The sequence below is a fragment of the Nocardiopsis oceani genome, from assembly GCF_054777395.1.
In genome coordinates this window covers 80,028-101,561 of record NZ_BAAHAR010000022.1, presented here as the reverse complement: position 1 = coordinate 101,561, position 21,534 = coordinate 80,028, and the positions used below count along the sequence as shown (strand labels likewise).

Here is a 21,534-nt window from a genome sequence, read left to right as displayed (position 1 = left end):
AGCGGAGACGGCCACAATCGAGCGGCGGGAAAGGAGGGAACCCCAGCCCAGAGAGGGAACCCCAGCCCAGAGAGGGAACCCCAGCCCAGAGAGGGAACCCCAGCCCAGAGAGGGAACCCCAGCCCAGAGAGGGAACCCCAGCCCAGAGAGGGAACCCCAGCCCAGAGAGGGAGCCCCCAGCCCAGAGAGAGCCCTCAACCCTCCAGGGCAAACCCAATCCCGTCCCCACCCGTCCCCGTGCTGCCCGGTCTCCGTCCTTGAAGAGAGCGTCCACAGGGTCGGTCACCTGGCAGCAAGGGACCCGCCACGATAGAAGGCACCCCACCACCTCAGCCAGCGGTTTCGCCCCGCCGCGTTATCCTGCCGCGAGCAGTTCCTCGACCACTTGGGCGACACCGTGTTCGCCGTTGGGCGGGGCCACCCTCAGCCCCAGCCCGGGGCCGAGCAGTTCGGGGTGGCCGTTGGCCATCGCGTAACCGGAACCGGCCCAGGTCAGGGCGGAACGGTCGTTCGGCATGTCACCGAAGGCCACCACATCCTCCCGGTCCACGCCCCACCGCTCACACAGCATGGCGAGTGTGCTGCCCTTGTTCACCCCAGCGGCGCTGACCTCCAGCAGACCGTGCCCGCCCGAGTAGGTGACGTCGGCGAGCGAACCCACGGACTCTCGGGCGGATTCGAGCATGAACTCAACCGCGTACGTGTTGGAACGGGCGATGAGCTTGGCGACCGGAGAGGCTGTCTCGAGCAGCGCGTCAGTACCGTCCAGGACACCGCTCACCCCGAAGCGCGGCACCCATGAGGCCAGGTGCTCGTTGTATGCGAGGTCGTGGTAGAAGTCCGTCCCGGTCTCCACCCCGAACCCCAGGTCGGGCAAGCCGCTCCGCAGCTTCTCCACGACCAGACCGGAAGTGTCGCGGTCTAGGGCACGCGTCAGTACCGGCTCCCCGGGCAGCTGGGTGTGGGCGCCGTTGGCGCAGACCACAGCGGCGCAGTCGAACATGGCGGCGATGGCGTCGGTGGCGCGGGCAGGACGAGCGGTCACGATGACCACCCGTACTCCGCCTTCGGAGGCGGCGTTGAGGGCTCGGCGTGCACGGTCGGGGACTGTGCCGTCCCCATCGAGGAGGGTTCCGTCGAGGTCTGTGGCGATCACACGGGGAAGGGCCATAGGACGAATTATGACTCCCGGCGATACGTGTGGGAACTCACGCCCCGCCCCCGGAGCCGAGTTAGGCCGGGAGGCGGTTCGTGCCGAGTGCCGCGGTGTGTGCCGGGATACGGTTGGTTTCCACCTTGCGCCGGGGTCGCCGTCGTGCACGGGTCCGCGGCGGACGGCCTGTTCGGGAGGCGACCGTATGTTGCGACGCTCGACCATTATGACCTGGGTCAAGCGAGGACTGCTCGGGCTGCTGGCGACACAGGTCGCGGTGGTCGCGACCCTCGTCGGTATCGACCACTGGCGCAAGAAGGTGCGCCCGCACCGGGTCAACTTCCCCCGCACCGAACCGGCTTCGATGCCGGTCGGGAGCACCACCGCCACGGTCTACACCTACGGCGAGAACCTCTTCGAGGACATGCTCGAAGCGATCCGGGGTGCTCGCCACCGGATCCTGTTCGAGTCCTACATCTTCAAGGCCGACGCGGTGGGCCAGGAGTTCAAGTCCGCGCTCATCGAAGCATCCAAACGCGGTGTCGAGGTGTACGTCATCTACGACGGCTTCGCCAACCTCGTCGTCCCCCGCTCTTTCTTCCGTTTCCCTCCTGAGGTACAGGTGCTGCGCTACCCGGCGTTCCGCCCCGGTGTGCTGCTGATGAACGTCCGCAAGTCCGGACGCGACCACCGCAAGATCCTCACGGTGGACGGCCAGGTCGGTTTCGTCGGTGGGTTCAACGTGGGCTCCACCTACGCCATCGAGTGGCGCGACACCCACCTGCGGGTGGTGGGCCCGTCGGTGTGGGAGTTGGAGAACGCCTTCGTCGACTTCTGGAACACCAACCGGAGTTCCGACCAGCCCGACCTGGAGGGCTTGGGCGAAGCCGAGTGGGACTCGCGGATCCGGGTCCACCGAAACGTCCCCGAACTGCTCATCTATCCGATTCGGGCGATGTTCCTGGAGGCCGTAGACCGGGCCAGGGACCACGTGATCTTCACCCAGGCCTACTTCATCCCCGACCGCGAACTCGCCAACGTCCTGATCGAGGCGGCCCGCCGCGGCGTGGACGTCAACGTGCTCGTCCCGGAGAACTCGAACCACATCGTCGCCGACTGGATGGCGCGAGGGCGCTACTCGGAACTACTCCGAGGCGGGGTTCGCCTGTGGTTGTACAAGGACGCGATGGTGCACGCCAAGACCGCCACGGTGGACGGCCGCTGGAGCACGATCGGCACGGCCAACGTGGATCGGTTGAGCCTGACCGGCAACTACGAGATCAACGTGGAGATCTTCGACGAGGGTGTGGCCAAGCACTTGGAGCGGGTCTTCGACACCGACCTCACCAACGCCCGTGAACTCACGGAGGAGGAGTGGCGCAGCCGCCCCTTCATGGCGAAGTTCAGCGAGATGGTCCTGGCGCCCTGGCGCGGTTTCCTCTGACCGGACGGTCCCCTGACTAGACGTCGTTCGGGGAGAACCGGGGGAACTTCCTGGTGAAGTACGTGCGGGGTTCCGCCCGTTTCGGGCGGGGGCCGCCCCAGTGCTGAGGGCCGGGCTGGGGATCCCGGTTGAGCGCACCCGCGATCGCCGAGGGCGACGCGCCCCGCTGACGCCCTTTCGTCCCGCCGGTCTCGGTCCCGGCGGTTTCCATCCCGCCGGTCTCCTTGCCGGGGTCCTGCTTTCCTTCCGCCATGTGCTCTCCCCCTGATCAGCCTGGTGCCCATGATCAAGGGGGAGGGTGCACGAAGCACAGTCCGACACGATCGCCGCGCCAACTCACCGAGAATTCGGCCGAGGCATCGCTGGGGTGCTTGTGGCGGCTTGACCGGGATTAGACGCGATTCTGACCTGTGACAGACAGAAGGGTGCCCTCTCGACCGAGAAGGGCACCCGTCCGTCAGACGCGGCCCCGGCAGGATTCGAACCTGCGACACCTGCTTTAGGAGAGCAGTGCTCTATCCCCTGAGCTACGGAGCCATGTGCGGTACTGAACCGGTTGTTGCCCGGTTGCGGGGTCCAGCCTAACCCAGGATGGGTGTGCATGGGGTGCGAATTGGTGTTGGCGGGGCACGCGCGAGACACTCTGCGTGCGTGGCAGAGTACGCTGACCTACGATTGGTTGTCTTGGTTGTGGTGTGATGTTGTTCATGTCGCGTGTCGCGATTATGGCCACATACGCACTTCGGTCACTGTTGGTGGATGGGTACGACAGATAGCGGTGCCCCGTTGACCAGGCGTTCCATCGAAGGGCCGACGAGACGACCAGGGGGGCGGCGCTCAGCCGCCCCGAGGCTCGGCCGCCGGGCCGTAGAGTCCAGTGTGTCCGCATGTGGACATGTAGTAGTTTGCCTTGCGGCCACGAGTAGGTGTTCGAGGAAAATGCAGCCGGAGGATCATTCGTGCCGTTCACTTCTGAGTCGGCGCGGCGGAGGTCCCGCGTACCGGGTAGCGGGGTGCTGACCGCCCTGGGTGGGCTCCCTCGGGTCCGGATGGCGCAGGCGCTGACGCTCGTGCTGACCACGGCCCTGTTGGTCATGCCCGTGACCGAAGCGGCGGTGACCCCCGCCTCGGCCGAAGCGAGCCTGGAAGACCTGCGCAACAACGCTGAGAGCGCGGCGGAAGCCCTGGAAGAGGCGACCGACGAGTACGTGGAGCGCCAGGACGCCCTTGAGGAAGTCCAGGAAGACCTGGTCGATACCCTCCACGAGCTCCAACAGATCGAGGGTGACCTTGCTGACATGCGCGAACCGCTCGCGCAGTTGGGCAGCACCATGTACCAACAGCCAGAGGCCGGCGTGATCGGCATCATGGCGACGGGTGACCTCGACGACGACCTGCAGACGCAGTCCTACGCGGCCAAACTGTCCGAGGACAACCAGGCGCTCATCCAGGACGCCACCGACCTGCGCGCGGAGCAGGTGGATCTGGCCGGTGAGGCGCAGGAACTGCAGACTTTCACCCAGCTGGAGCAGGCCGAACTGGCCGCGGAGGTGGACTCGCTGCGCGACCAGTCCGAGGAGAGCACGAACCAGCTCACTGAGGAGCTGGAGGCTCAGGGCCTGGACCCCGACACCTACATGGCCGCGGCCGACTGCGATGCCAGCGCAGCAGACGCATCGGACGGTTACCCGAACGGCCTGCTGCCGGAGGACGCGCTCTGCGAGCTCTACGACGATCACTTCCTCCGCGCTGACGCGGCGGTGGCCTTCCTCGAACTCAACGTGGAGTACGTCGAGGAGTTCGGCGAGAACATGTGCATTACCAGCGCCTACCGTGACCTGCCGAACCAGCACCGCGTGTACGGCGAGGTCGCGCCGGGCTTCGCGGCGGTCCCGGGCACCAGTAACCACGGTCTGGGCCAGGCGATCGACCTTGGCTGCGGTATCCAGAACTTCCGCTCGGAGCGGTGGAACTGGATGGAGGAGAACGGCGCGAGGTACGACTGGATTCACCCGGACTGGGCCAAGTCCAGTCCGTTCGAGCCCTGGCACTGGGAGTACGAGCCGTAGACCGAACCTGTGAACGCCGGAGGGCGGCCCGATGGGCCGCCCTCACGCGTGTCCGGCCGGCTATCCCTCTGGCGCCCTGTTCTCCGGGACCGGCTTCGCTATGCCTTGTTCTCGGAGCTTTCTGAGCTTTCGGAGCTCTCAGCTCCTTCCGTGCTCGCGACCTCGGGCGTGACCTCACTGGTGCAGTGGGGGCACTTGCTGGCCTGCTTGCTGATGTCGCTGAAGCAGTAGGGGCACTCGCGCGTGGTGGCTTCCTCCGCCTTGATGAACTTCTCCATCAGCTTGCCGAGGGGCATCACCACGAAGAAGTAGAGGATCGCGGCGGTGATCAGGAATGAGATCAGGGAGTCCACGAAGGCGCCGTACATGAACTGGCTGTCGTTGATCTCGAAGTACAGGTCCCCGAAGGTGGGGACGCCGCCGAAGATACCGAGCAGCGGGGTGATGAACCCCTCGGTGAACGCGGTGATGAGTGAGGCGAAGACGGAGCCGATGACAACCGCGACGGCCAGCTGCACCAGGTTTCCCTGGAGCAGGAACTTCTTGAAGCCTTCCATGGAACTGCCCTACGTGTTCGTGAGTGACTGACGTGCCCGAATGGGCGCCCGGATAGCTTTCACCACCACTGGTCATGGGTCAACCGCGAATAGTCACAGACAGTCGTGAAGCTGGCGCGTGCCCCGCGAGAGCCCTTGCCTCATCGGCGGTGGCGGCGATGAGGAGGAGCGCTCCGCCCTCTCCACCGCGTTCGCCTTCCTCTGGCAGCGCGAGCACGGGCCGGTCCTCGACCACCTCCAGCGCCGGGCCCGCGCGGGAGGGCGGTCCGGTGAGTTCGTCCTGCCCCGCGGCGGCCAGCACGTCCACCCGGCTCCCGGGTGAGAGCAGGTCGACCGCGCCCGGGTCGGCCACCCGTACCGGTACCGCCACCAGGTCTGGCCCGTAGGGGGCGGCCGGTGACTCGCTCAGGCGTGCGTCGGTGAGCACCTCGCCCTTGCGGACCGGTGCGTTCAACGGGAGCTCGGAGGCCTGGTCCTCCGGTGCAAGGGCCCCGCCGGGCACGGCGTGCTCCGGCAGGGTGCGGGTGGTGAGGTCGTCCCCGTCCAGGGGCGCGGTCGCGTCGAGGTCCCGTGCGGCGACGAGGACCTCGGTGCTGGGTTCCGGGGGCGGACGGACGACGAGGACGGCGCTGATCGCGGCCAGCGCGGTCAGCGCCGCCGCGAGGACGCGCCGGTACCGGTCGAGCAGGCGGGTGACCGCGCGCCGGTGCCGGTAGGGGGGAGGGGCGTTGGTCATGCTTCCAACGTTAGGCCGGGCCGACCTGCCCCAACGGGTTGTCCACAGCCCTGTTTTCCGGGAATCGCGGATACGGGCCGGGCAAGAAGAAAGCGCCGCCGAGAGGTCTCGACGGCGCGGCCACGGTCAACGGAACGGTGGCTCAGCTGCTGCTTGCGGGCGTGCTGGTGCTGGAGCTCTTGCTGCTGCTCGAACTGTCACCGCCGCCACTCGTGGCGGGGGCAGCGCCGGAGTCGCCGGTGGACTTGGCGGAGTCGGTGGAGCCGCTGTCCTTGCTCTCGGCGGTGTTCTCGTTGGAGCCGGTCATCGCGGAGCTGTTCGTGGTGCTCGTGCCGCTGTCGGTGCGGTAGAAGCCCGAGCCCTTGAAGACGATGCCGACGGCGGAGTACACCTTGCGGAGGCGCCCCTCGCACTCGGGGCAGACGGTCAGCGAATCGTCGCTGAAACTCTGCACGACCTCCATCTGGGCGTCACACGCGGTGCACGCGTACTGATACGTAGGCACTGTTCCGGGTCCTCCTTGCTGGCACTCACACCCGTTGACTGCTAAATAGTACGCGTTCGCCGACCACAGCCGCGACAGCACCTCACCCGTAGCTGGTGCCAGGGGAGGGCCGGCGCGGCAACCGACCCTTTCGGGACGCGACCGCCACCAATAACGCCCGATACGGATGCCTTAATCCCCGGGCCTGCCCACACCACCCGGGCCAGCGCGCGTCACCCGCCCGGCCAGGCCACCCCGGCGGGGTCGAACACGTGGAGGCCCCTGTCCGGGGTCACCACCGCTTCGACCCCGCGGTCGTGCGGTTCCACCGGAAGGCCGTCGACGAACTCCTCGTCGTGGACCAAGGCGATCGCGGGCGCGTGCGGCCCCTTGTGGGCAAGCGCCCGGTCGTAACAGCCCGCGCCGCGCCCCATCCGGTTGCCCTGCCGGTCCACGGCCAGCGCGGGGCAGACCACCGCGTCGGCGCGGCCCAGGACCTCAGGGCCGTAGCGATGCCCGGTGGGTTCGACCAGTCCGTGTCCGGCGGGTTCCACGCTGTCCGGCCCGTCGAAGGACGCCCAGTCGAGGGTGCCGTCGGGGAGGAAGACCGGGAGGAGGACGTAGGCGCCCCGCTTCCACAGCGCGTTCACCAGCTTGCGGGTGTCGGGTTCGCCCCCGACGGAGTAGTAGCAGGCCACCGTGCCGCCCATGGCCAGCCAGGGGATCTCCATCAGGGTGTCGCGGACCACTGAACCCACCCGGGCGCGCTCTTCGGCCCCTCGGGCCCGACGCTCGGCCAGGATGTGTGCGCGTAGCTTCCGCTTGTCGAACCGGCTCGGGTCGTTCGGGTCGTCCATGGGCCCAGTGTGGCACCCGGCCCGGTAGCGGCTTCCCAGCGGAGTGAACGGCCGGTTGCTATTTCGGTGCCGTCATCCGAAACAGGGGGCACTTCTCGGCCACCGATCCGCCATCGGGCGACAGAACGCCTGGTTCCTGTCCTAAAGTGCCCTGCATGAACGCCGACAGCGACCAGACACGCCCACGTCCCGAGGCAGCCCCCGTCACCAAGGCTGTCCTGCCCGCGGCGGGTTTGGGCACCCGTTTTCTGCCCGCCACCAAGGCCACGCCCAAGGAGATGCTGCCGATCGTGGACAAGCCCGCGATCCAGTACGTCGTGGAGGAGGCCGTGGCGGCCCGGCTCCACGACGTCCTGATGATCACGGGCCGCAGCAAGCGCTCCATCGAGGACCACTTCGACCGGGCGTACGAGCTGGAGGGGGCCCTGGCCGCGAAGGGCGAAGAGGGCAAGCTCCGGTCGGTCCGCGAGTCCAGTGAACTCGCCCAGGTCCACTACGTCCGCCAGGGTGAGCCCCGGGGGCTGGGACACGCGGTGCTGTGCGCTGAGCCGCACGTGGGCGACAACCCTTTCGCGGTGCTCCTCGGCGACGACCTCATCGAGTCGGCGGACCTGCTCCGGAGAATGATCGAGGTCCGCCAGGCCCACGGCGGCAGTGTCGTGGCGCTCATGGAGGTGGAGCCCGAGCAGGTCTCCCTCTACGGCTGCGCGGCCGTGGAGCCCACTGGTGAGGACGACGTCGTCACCGTCACCGACCTCGTCGAGAAGCCCGCGCCTGAGCAGGCCCCCAGCCGCTGGGCGATCATCGGCCGCTACGTGTGCGACCCGGCGGTGTTCCCGGTCCTGCACGACACCCCTCCCGGCCGCGGCGGGGAGATCCAACTGACCGACGCCCTGAAGGACTTGGCCCGTATGGCGCCCGAAGACGGCGGAGGGGTGCGCGGGGTCCTGCTGCGCGGGCGCCGCTACGACACCGGGAACAAGGCCGACTACATCCGCACCGTGGTCGACTTCGCCTGTCGCCGCCCCGAGCTGGCCGAGGAACTCCTACCCTGGCTGCGCGAGTTCCTGGACCGTCAGGAGCAGCTTCTGCCCGGAGGAAACCGTTGAAGAGCGTCGAACAGCACATCTCCGACCTGCTCGGGTTGGTCGCGGTCCCAGAAGCTACGGAGCTGGACCTGTTGAAGGCACACGGGACCGTTCTCGCGGAGCCCGTGACCTCTCCGGTGTCCCTGCCGGGCTTCGACAACTCCTCGATGGACGGTTACGCCGTGCACGCGGCGGACCTGGAGGGTGCCACGGCCCAGGACCCGGCGCGGCTGAGGGTGGTGGCCGACATCCCGGCGGGCGACCCGAACCCGAACACGATCCGACCCGGCCTGTGCGCCCGCATCATGACCGGGGCACCCATGCCGGCCGGTGCTGACGCGGTCGTCCCGGTGGAGTGGACCGACGGCGGGACGGTCGAGGTCCTGATCGACCGCCCGACCAGGTCGGGCAGCTTCATCCGGCGCAGGGGAGAGGACGTCGAGGAGGGCGCGACGGTACTGCGTTCGGGCGCCTTGGTCGGGGCCGGCGAGATGGGGGTCCTGGCCGCGGTGGGGCGCCGTACGGTTCCGGTCTACCCCCGCCCCCGTGTGGTGGTGCTGTCCACCGGCGAGGAGCTGGTCGAACCGGGACGCCCGCTCGCCCCGGGGCAGATCTACGAGTCCAACAGCTACATGATCGCCGCGGCGGCCAAGGACGCCGGCTGCGAGGTCCACCGGCACGGTTCCGTCGGCGACGACCCGACCACTGTCCGGAACACCCTCGAAGACCTCCTGATCCGCGCGGACGTGGTCATCACCACCGGCGGGGTCAGCATGGGCGCCTACGACGTGGTCAAGGAAGTACTGACCCGGCAGGGCACCGTGGAGTTCCCGCAGGTGGCCATGCAGCCCGGCAAGCCCCAGGGGTTCGGGACCATCGGCCCGGACAAGACCCCCATCCTCACACTTCCGGGTAACCCGGTGAGCGCGTTCGTGTCGTTCCAGCTGTTCGCCCGGCCGCTCCTGCGCAAGCTGCGCGGCCTCTCCACGGACCCCCTCCCGTCCGTGCGCGCCCGGCTGACGTCTCCGGTCAGCTCACCGAAGGGGCGCCGTTCGTACCTGCGCGCCGTGTTGGCGGGCGCCGACGCGGAACACACGGAAGCGGAACACACGGTCTCCCCGGCGGTCCGGCAGGGTTCGCACCAGCTCTCCGCGCTGGCCGACGCGAACGGACTCCTGATCGTCCCCGAGGAGGTCTCCGAACTCGAGGCGGGTGCGGTGGCGGAGGTCCTGGTCCTGCCCGACCGCTGACCCAGGGACCTCTTGTCGTCGCGGAGGAGTACCGTCTTCGTGGGGCGCGTCACCGTGCGTCCCCGCGGTCGGCCACACCGGTGGGCCGTGTGTTCAACGCCAAGACAACGGGTGGCTCCACAGCGATGACCGACACCCCACAGCCGGAGGCGCACTCCTCCGGCCTCACGCACCTCGACGAGTCCGGCTCCGCGCGCATGGTCGACGTCTCCCGCAAGGACGTCAGCGCCCGCACGGCGACGGCTACCGGCCGGGTCTTGCTGGCCCCGGGAACCGTTGCCGCCCTGCGCGACGGGGAAGTACCCAAAGGCGATGCCCTCGCGGTCGCCAGGATCGCCGGGATCCAGGGCGCGAAGCGCACCCCCGACCTCGTTCCGCTGTGCCATCCGATTGCGGTGCACGGTGTCGACGTGGACCTGACCGTCGCGGACGACGGGGTGGACATCAGTGCCACGGTCCGCACCGCGGACCGCACCGGGGTCGAGATGGAGGCGCTCACCTGCGTCATGACGGCCGCCCTTGGCCTGGTCGACATGGTCAAGGCGCTCGACCCCGAAGCCGAGGTCACCCGGGTGCGTGTGGAGGAGAAGACCGGCGGAAAGAAGGGTCACTGGAGGCGCGGTGAGTGACTCCGTCCACCGTGTCGCGGTGGTGACCGCGTCCAACCGGGCGGCCGCGGGTGTCTACCCGGACCGCTCCGGCCCGGTGGTCGCGGAGCGGCTCCGGGCCATGGGGTGCACTGTCGTCGGTCCTCGGGTGGTGCCCGACGGAGCACCGGTCACCGAGGCCATCGAGCAGGCCGTGCAGGAGCGGGTGGACGCCGTGCTGACGACCGGCGGCACGGGACTCACCCCTCAGGACCACACCCCGGAGGCAACGCGCCCGCTGCTCAGCTTCGAGGTCCCCGGGATCGCGGAGGCGCTGCGCGCGGCGGGCCGGGAGAAGGGTGTGCCGACGGCGATCCTCTCCCGCGGGCTGGCCGGGGTCGTCGAGCGGGCCGGACACCGTGTGCTCGTGGTCAACCTGCCCGGATCCAGAGGCGGTGTACGTGACGGGATGCAGGTGTTGGAGCCGGTTCTTGGGCACGCGATAGACCAGCTCCGCGGGGGAGACCACCCACGACCCGAATGACACCGAACAATGACCGGAATCACATCTCAGGCATTCCGGTGCCTGGGAATTCCTTGACCTTGTGTCGACTTTCGGCGCAGGTTCGAATGGAGTTTCGAGTCATCCGATTCTGGTGAGGTGAGGGTGACGCCCGCCACCTCACGCCCGCGGAGTGGAATACTGGGAGGCGGCACTGACAACGGGCGCTCCACGCGTCCACAAGGCCGGTGCCGCATCCGAGCAAGACGGTGCCGAGTGCCTCGGAGGGACGGAAGTGAATCGCAGACAGAGGTGGCCCGTCACCCTTGAGGAGGGGCCGATCGGGCTGCGTCCGCTGCGCCTTCGCGACGCCCCGGCAATGCGTGACACGCGGGCCCGGAACGCCCAGTGGCTGCGGCCTTGGGAGCCCACGTATCCGGAGATGCCGTTGCGCACCACCGGCCTCGGGTCCTATGTCGCGATGGTGCAGTCGATCCGCCGAGAGGCCAGACAGGGGCTGGCGATGCCGTGGGCGATCCTCTACGAGGACCGCTTCGTTGGGCAGCTCACGGTAGGGGCCATCGTGTGGGGATCAGCCAGGTCAGCGCAGGTCGGATACTGGGTCGACAGCGCGTACGCGGGGCGCGGCATCACCCCGACGGCGGTGGCTATGGCGGTCGACCACTCCTTCTTCCGTGTCGGACTCCACCGGATCGAGGCCAATATCCGACCCGAGAACCGTGCCAGCCGACGGGTGGTGGCCAAACTGGGATTCCGCGACGAGGGAGTGCGCAGGCGCCAGCTCCACATCGATGGTGCCTGGCGGGACCACATCTGTTATGCGCTCACCTCCGAGGAGGTACCCCACGGCGTTCTGCGGCGCTGGTACGACGGGGCGTCTTCCGGCCCGTCCGAAGAGGGGGGTTCCGGCCCGGGTTCCGCATTGGGGCCACAGGGCCCGAACGGTGGCGGTGATCCGCGAGATCCGGCGAGTCCGTACCCGGGGTCGAACTGAACAGGGCAACATCACGGATGTGTCCGTGGCTTAAACCTCCCTTTAAGCACAACCATTCATTACTTTGCGTTGAATTGGCGCTACTATCTGCAGTCAGCGCCTGACCTGGTCTTACGTCGGCGGGGGTGTGGCGTCCGAAACTGATAGTCCACAATCTTGCGACACTCCGGTCAGAATGTGGCGCATTTATGGACACGGGGTCGTACCGTGCGGAACATAGACGCATTGACGATGCGGGCAACGCGTGGATATGGCGGTCGGGAACCGATCCCAGCCCAACCCGGGCCAGGAACGATGTCCCGCCGGGAGACGTCTCTACTCCCGGAAGCAGGTCCAGCCACACGCGGAGCGGTGTCGACGAAGTGTCGATCAACGTTCAGTGGCCGTCATCGTGAGGAGGGGTGATGAGCAGCTCTCCTCTGTACCTGGCCATCGTGGTGGTCTGGCTCATCGTCCTCGTCCCGATGCTGTTGCGGAAGGACTCCGTGGACGCCGTCCACGAGGACACCCGCCGTGAGGACGAGGACGAGGACGCGGGCGCCCCGGAGGCCGAGGAGGAGGCCGAGCACGGCGCGGAGGGCCTGTCAGGCGGCGAGGAGGGCCCGGACCTCAACGAGACCCAGGTCATCACCCGCCCTGGCGTCAGCGGCGACGACACGGACGTCGACGAGGCGCCAGGTCAGGTCTACCGCTCCGCTGAGCGACGAGGCCCTCCGGTCCGCGAGCCCAGGGCCCGGGTCATCGCCCGTAGGCGCCGCCGCACCAGTGCGCTCACCCTGTTGAACATCGCCACGATCGCGGCGGTCTCCATCGGTCTCGGCCCTTGGTGGGTGATCGCACCGCCGCTCCTCCTGCTCGTCGGGCATCTGGCCCTGCTCCGTGAGGCCGCCAAGGCCGATGCTGAGCGCCGGGAGGCCTACTTCCGAGCACGCCGCCAGGCGGCCCTGCGTGCCCGCAGGGCCGAAGAGGAGGAAGCCCGGGAAGCCGAGCGGGAGGCGGAGCGCGAAGCTCAGGTCATCGCCTTCATCGAGCGTCGCAGCCAGGTCTACGACCAGTACGCCGACGCCCGCCTGCGGGCAGCGGGAGACTGACCGGGGCCGGACGAGGGAAACGAGTTCGGCCCACACCAACTTTCCTGCTAGTCTTTATCTCGTCTTCGGGGCTATGGCGCAGTCCGGTAGCGCACCTCGTTCGCATCGAGGGGGTCTGGGGTTCAAATCCCCATAGCTCCACCGAAGTCGGCGGCCCGTGTCGTTAGGTGAACCGTTTTCACCGGCCGACACGGGCCGCTTTCTGTCTCCGGGAGCACAGTCTCCAGGGGCAAGACGAAGGGCCCGGTCCGGCGGATCGGGCCCTTCGGTGTGCTCTGGTCGGGTCGGACGGGTGACGCTGTTCCCTGGTGCGGGCGGTCGTCCGGACCGGAGCCTCGAGTGTCACCGGCGAAGCGTCTATCCCCTGTGTCGGGGTGGGCCGGCACGGACTCCAGCCTACCGTCGAAAGCCGCAGAAGTCCGGTCCCGCGGGACTTTTCTCGGTGCGCCCGGTAAAGGCCGCCCGGGGGAGCCCTCCGATGTACAGTCCTGGTCATGGCAGACGGATACCACCACGGGAACCTGCGGGCCGCCGTTCTGGAGCGAGCCGCGGAGGTCATCGAGAGTGAAGGTCCCTACGCCTTCAGCCTGAGGTCGCTCGCTGCGGACCTCGGCGTGAGCCATGCGGCCCCTAGGTATCACTTCGGGGGTCGGGAGGGCGTGCTCAACGCACTGGCGACGGAGGGCTTCAGAGAGCTCGCCGACCGTCTGCGGGCCAACCGGGAGGCGCACGGCAGCTTCCTGGAGTCCGGTGTCGCGTATGTGCGATTCGCCACTGATTACCCGGCGCACTTCCAGGTGATGTTCGCGCCCACCCTGCTCGACGAGGAAGACGCAGAACTCTCCGAGGCGCGCGCGGCAGCCTTCGCCGAACTGCGGTCCGGGGCGTCCTCCGCCGCTGCGGAGGGGCGCCCTGTGGACGACGTGGGCGCCGCGACGGTGGCCGGGTGGTCGATCGTGCACGGCATCTCCACTCTGGCGCTCTCCGGAAACCTGGACAGCTCCGGCGTCAGGTCCCTGCTCGGGGACGACGATCTGCTGACCATCACCCGGCGGAGCGCGGGGCTCCTCTTCGGCCCCGCCGATCGCAGCTCCGAAGCCGACCAGATCTCAGGCCCGTAGGCGCCCCGCCCCGGGGCGTGTTCCGCGGAGGGGCACCCAGGTGAATGGCCGCGGTGCATACTCCTTTTACTGTGGGCCCGAAACTGGTTCGTCTGTGGATGCTGGTGCTGCCTTCCAAGGGGAACCGAGTCTCCGTGAAGCTACGAAGGGTAATGTGCCGCTCATGGTGGTAGGTCATGAAAGGTCGTCTCTGTGGTGATTGTTCACGGTGTGTCGGCTATGTGTAGATCGTCGGTGACGTCGGAACACGTTCCGAGTTCGACGCAGGCTCCGGCGCCGGTGGGGTTTTCGAAGGTGGAGTGCAGAATAGCTGAACTATCACCCTGGGTAATGTAGACAGTCTTGGGTTTTACTCTCAGGGGGTCTTGTTGTTGCAGGTCATCGGGGAGGGTGAGTTCTGGGTCAAGCAATAGAAGCTTGCCTGAACTGCGAAGACAGTGAGTTCGGTGGCTATTCGGGTGGCCTGTCTGCAATCTTTGGATGTTCGTCGGCCCGGCAATGACGAATGTTCAGCGAAGGGTCTTGTGGAGTCCGCTGGGATAGGCCATCTTGGTTCCGGGATGGGCTGGAAGCAGAAAGAAGGGTAGATGCCATGACCATGCACAAGCAGGCCACGCGAAAGCGCAGCGGCTGGAGCTGGCTGTAACAAGCGAGCCCTGACGCTTCCTCCGGGAACTCAGGCGTCCAAGGGGTCCGTCCGACACTGTCGGGCGGACCCCTTTCCCGTGGGGCCGGAGGGGTCCACCAGCCCGTTCGGAAAGGCGCACAGCGCCGGGGACCGGGATTTGACCGATCACCCCACCGGGTATGAGCCGGGTACGAATCCGGCCCGCTCCGGGCCCGGACCGACCCGCGAAGGGGCAGAACATCCGTGTCCGACTCCGCTCAGTACCCAGGCGGTTACCAGCACTCGGAGGAGCCAGAACCGGAGGGCGGCTACACACGCCCAGCGATGCCGGAACCACCGGCCCCGCCACCCGAACTGGACGAGCGGCCAACCGAAGGCCGAGCCGGTCCGGGGGAGGACGATCCCACGCCGCTTGCCGCGGAACGCTTCCGCCGTACGACCAGGGCCAGGAGCAAGGCGATCCGAGCCGAGCGGGGCAGGGGGTTCTGGCGCTTGGCCACGGCGACGGTCTTCTACGTCATGATCGTCGGCGGCATGGCCGATTACGTCGATCCCGGCGTCCGCATCCTCGCCCACCTGGGGTTCTGGGTGCTGATCGGGGCGGGCTTCGTGATCGCGGTGGCGCGCGAGCGCCGCCATGACTGGGCTCCTAGACAACGCTGGCCCTGGCTGGCCGCGGCGCTCGGCGGAGCGGTGGCGGTGGAACTGCTCATCCTGGCCGTGGGATCGCCCGCGATCATCATCGGGTCGGTCATCCTACTGGTCCTGGGGGTCTTCTTTCTCATGCTCGTCGGCTGACCGGGGCACGAGGGGTAGGAATCCGCTGGGCCGGGACGGCCTGTGCGGCTCAGGTGGCCTCGTCGTCGAAGGGAGGGCGCTTGCCGTTCAACCGGGACGCGGGCTTCTTCTCCGTCTCCTCTTCCTCCCAGAAGTGCTTCTGGATGAAGCGCTTCGGGTTGAGGTCCTGTACGTCGAAGTCCTTGTACTCCGGGCCGAGCCCCTCCTTGATGTCGTTGGAGGCGGAGTTGGCCATGGTGCGGAGCTGGCGCAGGACCCGGCCGACCTGCTGGACGGCCTTGGGGAGCTGGTCGGGGCCGAAGATCAGCAACGCGAGCAGCAGAAGGACGACGAACTCTGCTCCACTGACGCCGAACATGTGCCATCCTCGCTCTTGGTGTGCTGACCAGCTTCAAGCAGGTTAACCGGTATCGCCTGGGTTGGGTAACCGTGTCCCTATCCGCTGCCGAATCAACACTGAACGAGAACCAGCCCTCCACTCGGGGGGAGAGGAGGGCTGGGGAAACGCACGTGTGACGGTCAGACCGTGCGAACGTCCGCCGCCTGCGGGCCCTTCGGGCCCTGGATGATGTCGAACTCGACCTTCTGGTCCTCTTCCAGGTTCCGGAAGCCGGTACCCGCGATCGCCGAGTAGTGCACGAACACGTCGGGCTGACCACCCTCGACGGCGATGAACCCGAAACCCTTCTCAGAGTTGAACCACTTCACGGTGCCCTGAGCCATGTGCTCTCCCTTGGGGACTACGGCGGGACCGCACCCTGCTGGTCCCGGGTCGCCGGGCGCCAGACCGACGAAGGGTAATCCCGAATCGACGAGCGCCCACGTGAAGTTCCGCGAGGCGCCTCGGGCATCCATGGAAACAACAACAGCAACCAGTTGCTGACAGTACCAGGGAGAGTGCTGCCCTGCCGAGGCTTTTCCGCCAGGAATCCGCGTATCGGAAGTGTCCTGTTTCGGCTACCCCAAAGTATTGCGTTCCCACCGTTTTCCCACTAATGGAGAGCAGTTCCGGGGAACGGTTTTCGCCCGTTCCCCGGAACACGTCAGGAGGCGTCGCGGCCGTAGATCCACACCTCGAACCAGAGCCGGTCGCCCCAGATGTCCTCCGGTAGCGGATAGGCCGACAGCACCGGGTAGAGGTAGGCGAAGTGGGCGATGGTCAGCAGGACCACCACGCCGAAGACCACCCCGCCCAGCGCTCGCGTGTAGGGGGCGAAGCGCGGACTGTCCTCGCCCGCGCCCATCAGGAGGCCCAGCATGAGCACGATCGCCAGGATCAGGAAGGGAAGGAACGGCAGCGCGTAGAACAGGAACATCGGGCGCTCGGGGTAGGCGAACCAGGGCAGCCATCCCGCCGCCACCGCGAGCAGGACCGCGCCCGCGCGCCAGTCACGGAAGGTGATCCACCAGCCGAACATCACGATGATGGCGAGGATGCTGACCCACCACACGATCGGGGTGCCGATGGACACCACCGAAGTGACGCAGTTGCCGGTGTCGCACCCGACGGCCTGGCCGTCGTAGTGGAACATCACCGGCGTGCGCATGACCAGCCACTCCCAGGGCGCTGAGATATAGGAGTGGTCGCTGGTCAGGTCGCTGTGGAAGGTCATCATCCGGCCGTGGTAGTCGACCAGGCTCCAGACGGCCTCCACCGGCGCCGCGAGGATGTTCGGCAGCCAGTCGGGCGCCAGACCGTCCGCGTAATCCCGGTTGTAGCCGCCTCGGGTGAAGAGCCAGCCCGCCCACGAGACCGCGTAGACGACCCCTGCTACCACCACGGTCTGCACGAAGGCCGGGACGGCGTCGAACCCCAGCCAGCGGCCGAAGGTGCGCTGCTGCCCGACGCTGCGCCGGGCTCCGTAGTCCCAGGCGACGGTGAGCAGTCCGAAGGCGGCCACGAAGAACAGGGCCGACCACTTGGTGCCGATCGCCAGCCCGAAGCACAGCCCCGCGGCCAGGCGCCACCAGCGCATCCCGAGCCAGCCCACGGCGGTGAGGTCGGCTCCGGCCTCCCCGAGCCGGACCAGCCGTTCCCGTGTCTTGTCGCGGTCGACCACCAGGCACGCGAACCCGGCGAGGATCCACAAGGTGAGGAAGATGTCCACCATGGCGATACGGCTCAGCGTGAAGTGCAGGCCGTCCAGCGCCAGGAGGAGCCCGGCGGTGCAGCCGAGCAGGAGCGACCGGGTCATCCGTGTCGCCAGGCGTACCAGGATGAACACCGAGACCACACCGGCCAGGGCGGAGGCCACCCGCCAGCCTTCCGGGGTAACAGCCGACCCGAACGGCATGATCGTGTAGAGCCAGTCGCCGAGCGCGATCATCCACTTGCCGACCGGCGGGTGCACGATGAAGTCGCCCGCGCCGGTGAAGATGTTCGGGTCGCCCTGGGCCAGCAGGTCGTCGGAGTTCTCCAACGTCTCGTGCTCGTACCCGAAGTTCCAGAGCGAGTGCGCGTCCGTGGCGTAGTAGGTCTCGTCGAAGTAGATGCGCGCGGGATCACCGAGGTTGAAGAACCTCAGGGCGCCGGCGAACAGCGCGACGACGGACGCCCCCAGCCAACCCAGCCACCAAGGGCTGGGCAGACGGGGGGCGAAGCGTTCTCTGAGGGTGGGCGGCTGGGCCGCGCCCGGGGGGTTCGAGGGCTCTGCCTCGCTGCGAAGTGCGGTGCTGGTCATCGGCTTGTTGGGCGTGGAAACCCGGTCCTTCAGGGCCGGGAGCAAACGCCTTGCTCCTTTCGCATCGTGTAGGCATAACCGTCGGCTCGCTGGAGCAGTCGCACGTACCGGTGGTTGATGCCCTGGACGGTGCCCTGGGCGGTGGTGATGTTGAAGCTGCCCGAAGCGCGCACGGCCACCCGGCCGGTGTGCGTCCCCGCCTTCTTGCCCTTGGGCACCACCGCGCGGACCAGGTCGCCGGTGGCGTAGGAGAAGAAGCGCTTGGTGCGCGGTAGGCGCAGCCGAGGGAAGCGGTGTTTGTCGGGGCGGGTGCGGGCGTAGGAGCCGCGCCCGGCGCACCCGGCCACCAGCACTGTGTCCACGGTCTGGGTGATGGTCTCGACCTTGCCCACCGCGAGGGCGTCCAGGGTGTGGGACTTGGGCAGCCGGTTGCGGGTGCGGTTGAATTTGGTGCGCCCGCCCGAGCCCACATGGGTGGGCAGGCGCTGGTCCACGGCCCGCCAGAGCGCCCACCGGGTGGACTGCGCCGCGGCCGCATCCCGCAGCGGAGCCTGGGCCCGGGCCAGCACCCGGGACAGGACACGCTGGTTGGTGACGAACTCTTGCACGGGGGTGTTGCCCTTGGCCTGGTTGCAGGGCACACACGCCAGGACCAGGTTGGCGAGGCGATCCGAGCCGCCCCGCGAGCGCGGGTGGACATGATCGATGTTGAGCGGGGTGTTCCGCACGCCGCAGTAGACGCAGGTGCGGCCGAACGTGGCCAGCAGGTACTCGCGCACCTCGAACCCGAACAACGTGCCCTGCTGGTACTCCACCCCCTCCAAGGGCCTGCCCGCGGACAGGGCGTGGGTGTCGAAGGCGACCCGTTCCACGTGCACCGCCCGCACCGGCGCCCACCGGCTGAACCGCTCCACCCACGAGGTGGTCGTGTCCACCCGGTGTTGCAGGGACGGGGGCAACCATCCTGGGGGTCGGGTGCGGTTGGCGAACCGGGGCGTGCGGTAGCGCAGGTTCGCGCCACGGCGCCGCCTCCGGTAGGCGGCGCGCTGGCCCATCTTCTTGGTGATCTGGGCGCCGCGGTGGTCGAGCTGGAGGCTGTAGCGGCCCCGGCGCTCACCGGCCTGGGTGGTGAACACGGCGATGCCGGTGTGCCTGGAGCCGGGGTCGATGCCGAGTTCGACGCCGTCGACTTCGGACTCGGCGCGCGTGCGGTCTGTGAGGCGGATGGTGAAGGGGGTGTGGCGGTGCACGACCGCCCGCTTCTTGGCTAGGAGCTTGCGGGCCCTGGCGGGCGGGCAGGGCTGCAAGGGTTGGTGGTTCTTGTCGAGAACGAACACGGACGGGTGGGTGGTGGGCACCTCACGGTGCTGCTCCCCAACCCCGGAAGGGTTGGGGGTGGCGCCACCGGTACCGGGTGGGGCACCGGTGGTCTCCCCTCGACCATGTTCCGCACCGGGTACCACCGTGTGGTGGTGTCCGTGCCCCGTTTCGTTCCCGATCCGGGGGGTGTCTGCTGGCACGGATTCCAGAGCAAGCCGCTGGGGAAGCACGGCTTGGTGGGTCTGCTGTCCTGTGCGGAACGTAGCCATCGAGGTCACCTCCTCTAGGGTGATGGCTGGGTCTGGTAAAGGCGGCTGTCAACCGCGGGGGTTGAAAGCCCGGTCCTTCAGGACCGGGATCCCTTTACCTCGGCTCGTAAGTTGGGGTCAGAGATGGAGGTCCGTAGCGGACGGACCGCGGAGGTTTCGGGTGGCGTAATACTGCCAACCGTAGCGCGACAGGGTGGGGGTCACAGTGGTTGAGGGTGCTGACGGGACACGGCGGGTCGGGAGGCTCGTCCTGGCCGGGTTGCCCATCGGGAACCTGGAGGACGCGCCGCCCCGGTTGCTGCACGCTTTGGAGGGCGCGCGCGTGATCGCCGCGGAGGACACCCGCAGGGTGAGGCAGTTCGCCTCCCGCGCGGGGGTTCGGCTGGGCGGGGAATCCGGTGCCCGTGTCGTCTCCTACTACGACGCGAACGAGACCCGTCGGCGCGACGAACTCCTCACCGGCCTCAGGCTAGGCGACGAGGTCCTGGTCGTGACCGACGCGGGGATGCCCGGGGTCTCCGACCCCGGCTACCGCCTTGCGGCGGCCTGTGCCGACGAGGGGATCCCGGTGACGGCGATCCCGGGGCCGTCGGCAGTGACCACTGCCTTGGTGGTGTCCGGACTACCCACCGACCGATTCTGCTTCGAGGGCTTTCCTCCGCGCAAGGGGCTCAAAGGGTATCTGGGGGCACTGGCCGACGAGCGCCGCACGATGGTCTTCTTCGAGAGTCCGCACCGGATCGCGGCGACCCTGGACGCGATGGCCGCGGCCTTCGGTGCCGAGCGGCGCGCGGCGGTGTGCCGTGAGCTCACCAAGACCTACGAGGAAGTGCGCCGGGGCGGTCTCGGCGAACTCGCGGAGTGGGCGGCGGACGGGGTGCGCGGTGAGATCTCCGTGGTCGTGGAGGGCGCGGGCCCCAAAGCGGAGCGCACCACGGACAGCGTCCTCGTCGCCGCGGTGGCCGAGCTCGAGGACGAGGGCGCGCGCCGCAAGGAGGCGATCACCCGGGTCGCCAAGGAGACGGGAGTACCCAAGCGCCGCGTCTACGACCTGGTTCACGGGATCGTGACCCCCGAAGCATAGAACCGGGGCGGCAGCGGAGCGGTCACACCCGCGGCCGCACACCCCCACTCCGAGAGGACACGAACCATGCGCAGTGAGCTTTTCGAGGAGGCACAGGAGGCCCGGGAACCGGGGATGCACCAGCAGAACCGGAAGATGCTGAGGGTGGGCCTGGAGGGGGAGTTCTTCGCCCGCCGGGGCTCGATGGCCGCCTACCAGGGCGACGTCGACTTCTCCTTCCAAGGCTCCGGGAGCGTGGGCAGGTTCCTCAAGAAGTCCTTCACCGGTGAGGGCCTGCCGCTGATGCGGGTTTCCGGCCAGGGCGACGTCTTCCTGGCGCACAATGCCTGGGACGTGCACCTGATCGACCTGGAGGAGGACTCCCTGACCGTCAACGGGGACAACATCCTCGCCTTCGAGTCGACCCTGGACTGGGATATCCAACGGGTACAGGGGATCGGCGGGATGATGTCGGGCGGACTGTTCAACACCGTGTTCAGTGGCCGGGGGCGGGTGGCCATCGTGTGCCACGGTGCGCCCGCGCTCCTCAAGGTGGACCAGCCCATCTTCGTCGATACTAAGGCGGCCGTCGCCTGGAGCACCTCCCTCAGTGCGGGTATCCGCAGCACCGTCAAGGCCGGGGCCATCATCGGGCGCGGCAGCGGAGAGGCCTTTCAACTGGCCTTGGAGGGCCAGGGGTTCGTGCTCGTCCAGCCTTCCGAGGGCGCATCGGCGATGGGCCAGTACGGCTGATCCCGGTGAGCCACCGGTGAAAAGGGGAGGGCCCCGGTCTGCGCCTGCCGCGCGGACCGGGGCCCCTT

The 21,534-nt window shown here is 68.1% G+C and carries 22 protein-coding genes and 2 tRNA genes; 13 read left to right on the top strand and 11 right to left on the bottom strand.

The genetic code is table 11. The features are described 5' to 3' along the window. Positions 1 to 355: 355 nt before the first annotated feature. Positions 356 to 1,171 (bottom strand): HAD family hydrolase, encoded by an 816-nt coding sequence (locus tag ACYVDG_RS14850; RefSeq protein ID WP_460751629.1) that lies wholly within the window; start codon positions 1,169 to 1,171, stop codon positions 356 to 358. 187 nt (positions 1,172 to 1,358) lie between these two features. Here ACYVDG_RS14850 and ACYVDG_RS14845 point away from each other — a divergent pair, with 187 nt between their 5' ends. Further along, the gene (locus tag ACYVDG_RS14845; RefSeq protein WP_460751624.1) at positions 1,359 to 2,597 is read left to right on the top strand and encodes a phospholipase D-like domain-containing protein; all 1,239 of its coding nucleotides are present in this window, start codon (positions 1,359 to 1,361) and stop codon (positions 2,595 to 2,597) included. A 16-nt stretch (positions 2,598 to 2,613) separates the two neighbouring features. Here the strand turns inward: ACYVDG_RS14845 and ACYVDG_RS14840 are convergent, their stop codons facing one another. Both ACYVDG_RS14840 and ACYVDG_RS14835 read right to left on the bottom strand, forming a co-directional pair. Further along, a complete protein-coding gene (locus ACYVDG_RS14840) occupies positions 2,614 to 2,850 on the bottom strand; it encodes a hypothetical protein (protein ID WP_460751620.1) in 237 nt (78 codons plus the stop codon). A gap of 211 nt (positions 2,851 to 3,061) precedes the next feature. Further along, a tRNA-Arg gene (locus tag ACYVDG_RS14835) sits at positions 3,062 to 3,134 on the bottom strand. Positions 3,135 to 3,556: 422 nt separating this feature from the next. Here ACYVDG_RS14835 and ACYVDG_RS14830 point away from each other — a divergent pair. Further along, on the top strand, positions 3,557 to 4,666 hold the full coding sequence (locus ACYVDG_RS14830; protein ID WP_460751617.1) for a D-alanyl-D-alanine carboxypeptidase family protein: 1,110 nt from the start codon (positions 3,557 to 3,559) through the stop codon (positions 4,664 to 4,666). 98 nt (positions 4,667 to 4,764) lie between these two features. On the opposite strand, the gene mscL is transcribed toward ACYVDG_RS14830, so the two are convergent. From mscL to ACYVDG_RS14810, 4 genes are all read right to left on the bottom strand, one after another. Continuing rightward, positions 4,765 to 5,223: a large conductance mechanosensitive channel protein MscL gene (gene mscL, locus ACYVDG_RS14825; RefSeq protein WP_460751614.1), complete on the bottom strand. Its 459-nt coding sequence runs from the start codon at positions 5,221 to 5,223 to the stop codon at positions 4,765 to 4,767. Between the two features lie 79 nt (positions 5,224 to 5,302). Beyond that, on the bottom strand, positions 5,303 to 5,959 hold the full coding sequence (locus ACYVDG_RS14820; protein ID WP_460751609.1) for an SAF domain-containing protein: 657 nt from the start codon (positions 5,957 to 5,959) through the stop codon (positions 5,303 to 5,305). A gap of 142 nt (positions 5,960 to 6,101) precedes the next feature. Continuing rightward, positions 6,102 to 6,464, bottom strand: coding sequence for an FmdB family zinc ribbon protein (locus tag ACYVDG_RS14815; protein ID WP_460751605.1), 363 nt, complete (start codon positions 6,462 to 6,464; stop codon positions 6,102 to 6,104). Positions 6,465 to 6,676: 212 nt separating this feature from the next. Further along, positions 6,677 to 7,300: a 5-formyltetrahydrofolate cyclo-ligase gene (locus ACYVDG_RS14810; RefSeq protein WP_460751600.1), complete on the bottom strand. Its 624-nt coding sequence runs from the start codon at positions 7,298 to 7,300 to the stop codon at positions 6,677 to 6,679. Between the two features lie 155 nt (positions 7,301 to 7,455). Here ACYVDG_RS14810 and ACYVDG_RS14805 point away from each other — a divergent pair, with 155 nt between their 5' ends. The 9 genes from ACYVDG_RS14805 to ACYVDG_RS14765 all read left to right on the top strand — a co-directional run bounded on the left by ACYVDG_RS14805 (position 7,456) and on the right by ACYVDG_RS14765 (position 15,380). Then, on the top strand, positions 7,456 to 8,409 hold the full coding sequence (locus tag ACYVDG_RS14805) for a UTP--glucose-1-phosphate uridylyltransferase (RefSeq protein WP_460751596.1): 954 nt from the start codon (positions 7,456 to 7,458) through the stop codon (positions 8,407 to 8,409). After that, on the top strand, positions 8,406 to 9,638 hold the full coding sequence (glp, locus tag ACYVDG_RS14800; RefSeq protein WP_460751593.1) for a molybdotransferase-like divisome protein Glp: 1,233 nt from the start codon (positions 8,406 to 8,408) through the stop codon (positions 9,636 to 9,638). Before ACYVDG_RS14805 ends, glp begins: the two co-directional genes overlap by 4 nt. Before the next feature lie 125 nt (positions 9,639 to 9,763). Next, entirely contained in the window at positions 9,764 to 10,267 is a 504-nt protein-coding gene (moaC, locus tag ACYVDG_RS14795) for a cyclic pyranopterin monophosphate synthase MoaC (protein ID WP_460751591.1), read from the top strand. Further along, a complete protein-coding gene (locus ACYVDG_RS14790) occupies positions 10,260 to 10,769 on the top strand; it encodes a MogA/MoaB family molybdenum cofactor biosynthesis protein (protein ID WP_460751586.1) in 510 nt (169 codons plus the stop codon). Before moaC ends, ACYVDG_RS14790 begins: the two co-directional genes overlap by 8 nt. Before the next feature lie 253 nt (positions 10,770 to 11,022). Continuing rightward, complete coding sequence (locus ACYVDG_RS14785) at positions 11,023 to 11,742, top strand: GNAT family N-acetyltransferase (protein WP_460751583.1); 720 nt, start codon at positions 11,023 to 11,025, stop codon at positions 11,740 to 11,742. Positions 11,743 to 12,146: 404 nt separating this feature from the next. Further along, positions 12,147 to 12,833 (top strand): divisome protein SepX/GlpR, encoded by a 687-nt coding sequence (sepX, locus tag ACYVDG_RS14780; RefSeq protein WP_460751579.1) that lies wholly within the window; start codon positions 12,147 to 12,149, stop codon positions 12,831 to 12,833. A gap of 67 nt (positions 12,834 to 12,900) precedes the next feature. Continuing rightward, positions 12,901 to 12,974, top strand: a tRNA-Ala gene (locus ACYVDG_RS14775). A 353-nt stretch (positions 12,975 to 13,327) separates the two neighbouring features. After that, entirely contained in the window at positions 13,328 to 13,954 is a 627-nt protein-coding gene (locus ACYVDG_RS14770) for a TetR/AcrR family transcriptional regulator (RefSeq protein WP_460751576.1), read from the top strand. An 871-nt stretch (positions 13,955 to 14,825) separates the two neighbouring features. Next, a complete protein-coding gene (locus tag ACYVDG_RS14765; RefSeq protein WP_460751573.1) occupies positions 14,826 to 15,380 on the top strand; it encodes a hypothetical protein in 555 nt (184 codons plus the stop codon). A 49-nt stretch (positions 15,381 to 15,429) separates the two neighbouring features. On the opposite strand, the gene ACYVDG_RS14760 is transcribed toward ACYVDG_RS14765, so the two are convergent. From ACYVDG_RS14760 to iscB, 4 genes are all read right to left on the bottom strand, one after another. Further along, positions 15,430 to 15,738, bottom strand: coding sequence for a sec-independent translocase (locus ACYVDG_RS14760; RefSeq protein ID WP_460751570.1), 309 nt, complete (start codon positions 15,736 to 15,738; stop codon positions 15,430 to 15,432). A 161-nt stretch (positions 15,739 to 15,899) separates the two neighbouring features. Continuing rightward, positions 15,900 to 16,103 carry a cold-shock protein gene (locus ACYVDG_RS14755; protein WP_017603347.1) on the bottom strand — a complete coding sequence of 68 codons (204 nt, stop codon included), beginning with the start codon at positions 16,101 to 16,103 and terminating at the stop codon, positions 15,900 to 15,902. 320 nt (positions 16,104 to 16,423) lie between these two features. Continuing rightward, positions 16,424 to 18,061, bottom strand: a complete 1,638-nt coding sequence (locus ACYVDG_RS14750; RefSeq protein ID WP_460751723.1) for a dolichyl-phosphate-mannose--protein mannosyltransferase — start codon at positions 18,059 to 18,061, stop codon at positions 16,424 to 16,426. Positions 18,062 to 18,090: 29 nt separating this feature from the next. Continuing rightward, complete coding sequence (iscB, locus tag ACYVDG_RS14745) at positions 18,091 to 19,419, bottom strand: RNA-guided endonuclease IscB (RefSeq protein WP_460751567.1); 1,329 nt, start codon at positions 19,417 to 19,419, stop codon at positions 18,091 to 18,093. A gap of 436 nt (positions 19,420 to 19,855) precedes the next feature. Here iscB and rsmI point away from each other — a divergent pair, with 436 nt between their 5' ends. Together rsmI and ACYVDG_RS14735 are read left to right on the top strand one after the other, a co-directional pair. Further along, positions 19,856 to 20,734: a 16S rRNA (cytidine(1402)-2'-O)-methyltransferase gene (gene rsmI, locus ACYVDG_RS14740; protein WP_460751564.1), complete on the top strand. Its 879-nt coding sequence runs from the start codon at positions 19,856 to 19,858 to the stop codon at positions 20,732 to 20,734. Between the two features lie 66 nt (positions 20,735 to 20,800). Next, positions 20,801 to 21,466 (top strand): AIM24 family protein, encoded by a 666-nt coding sequence (locus ACYVDG_RS14735; protein WP_460751561.1) that lies wholly within the window; start codon positions 20,801 to 20,803, stop codon positions 21,464 to 21,466. Positions 21,467 to 21,534 lie beyond the last annotated feature (68 nt).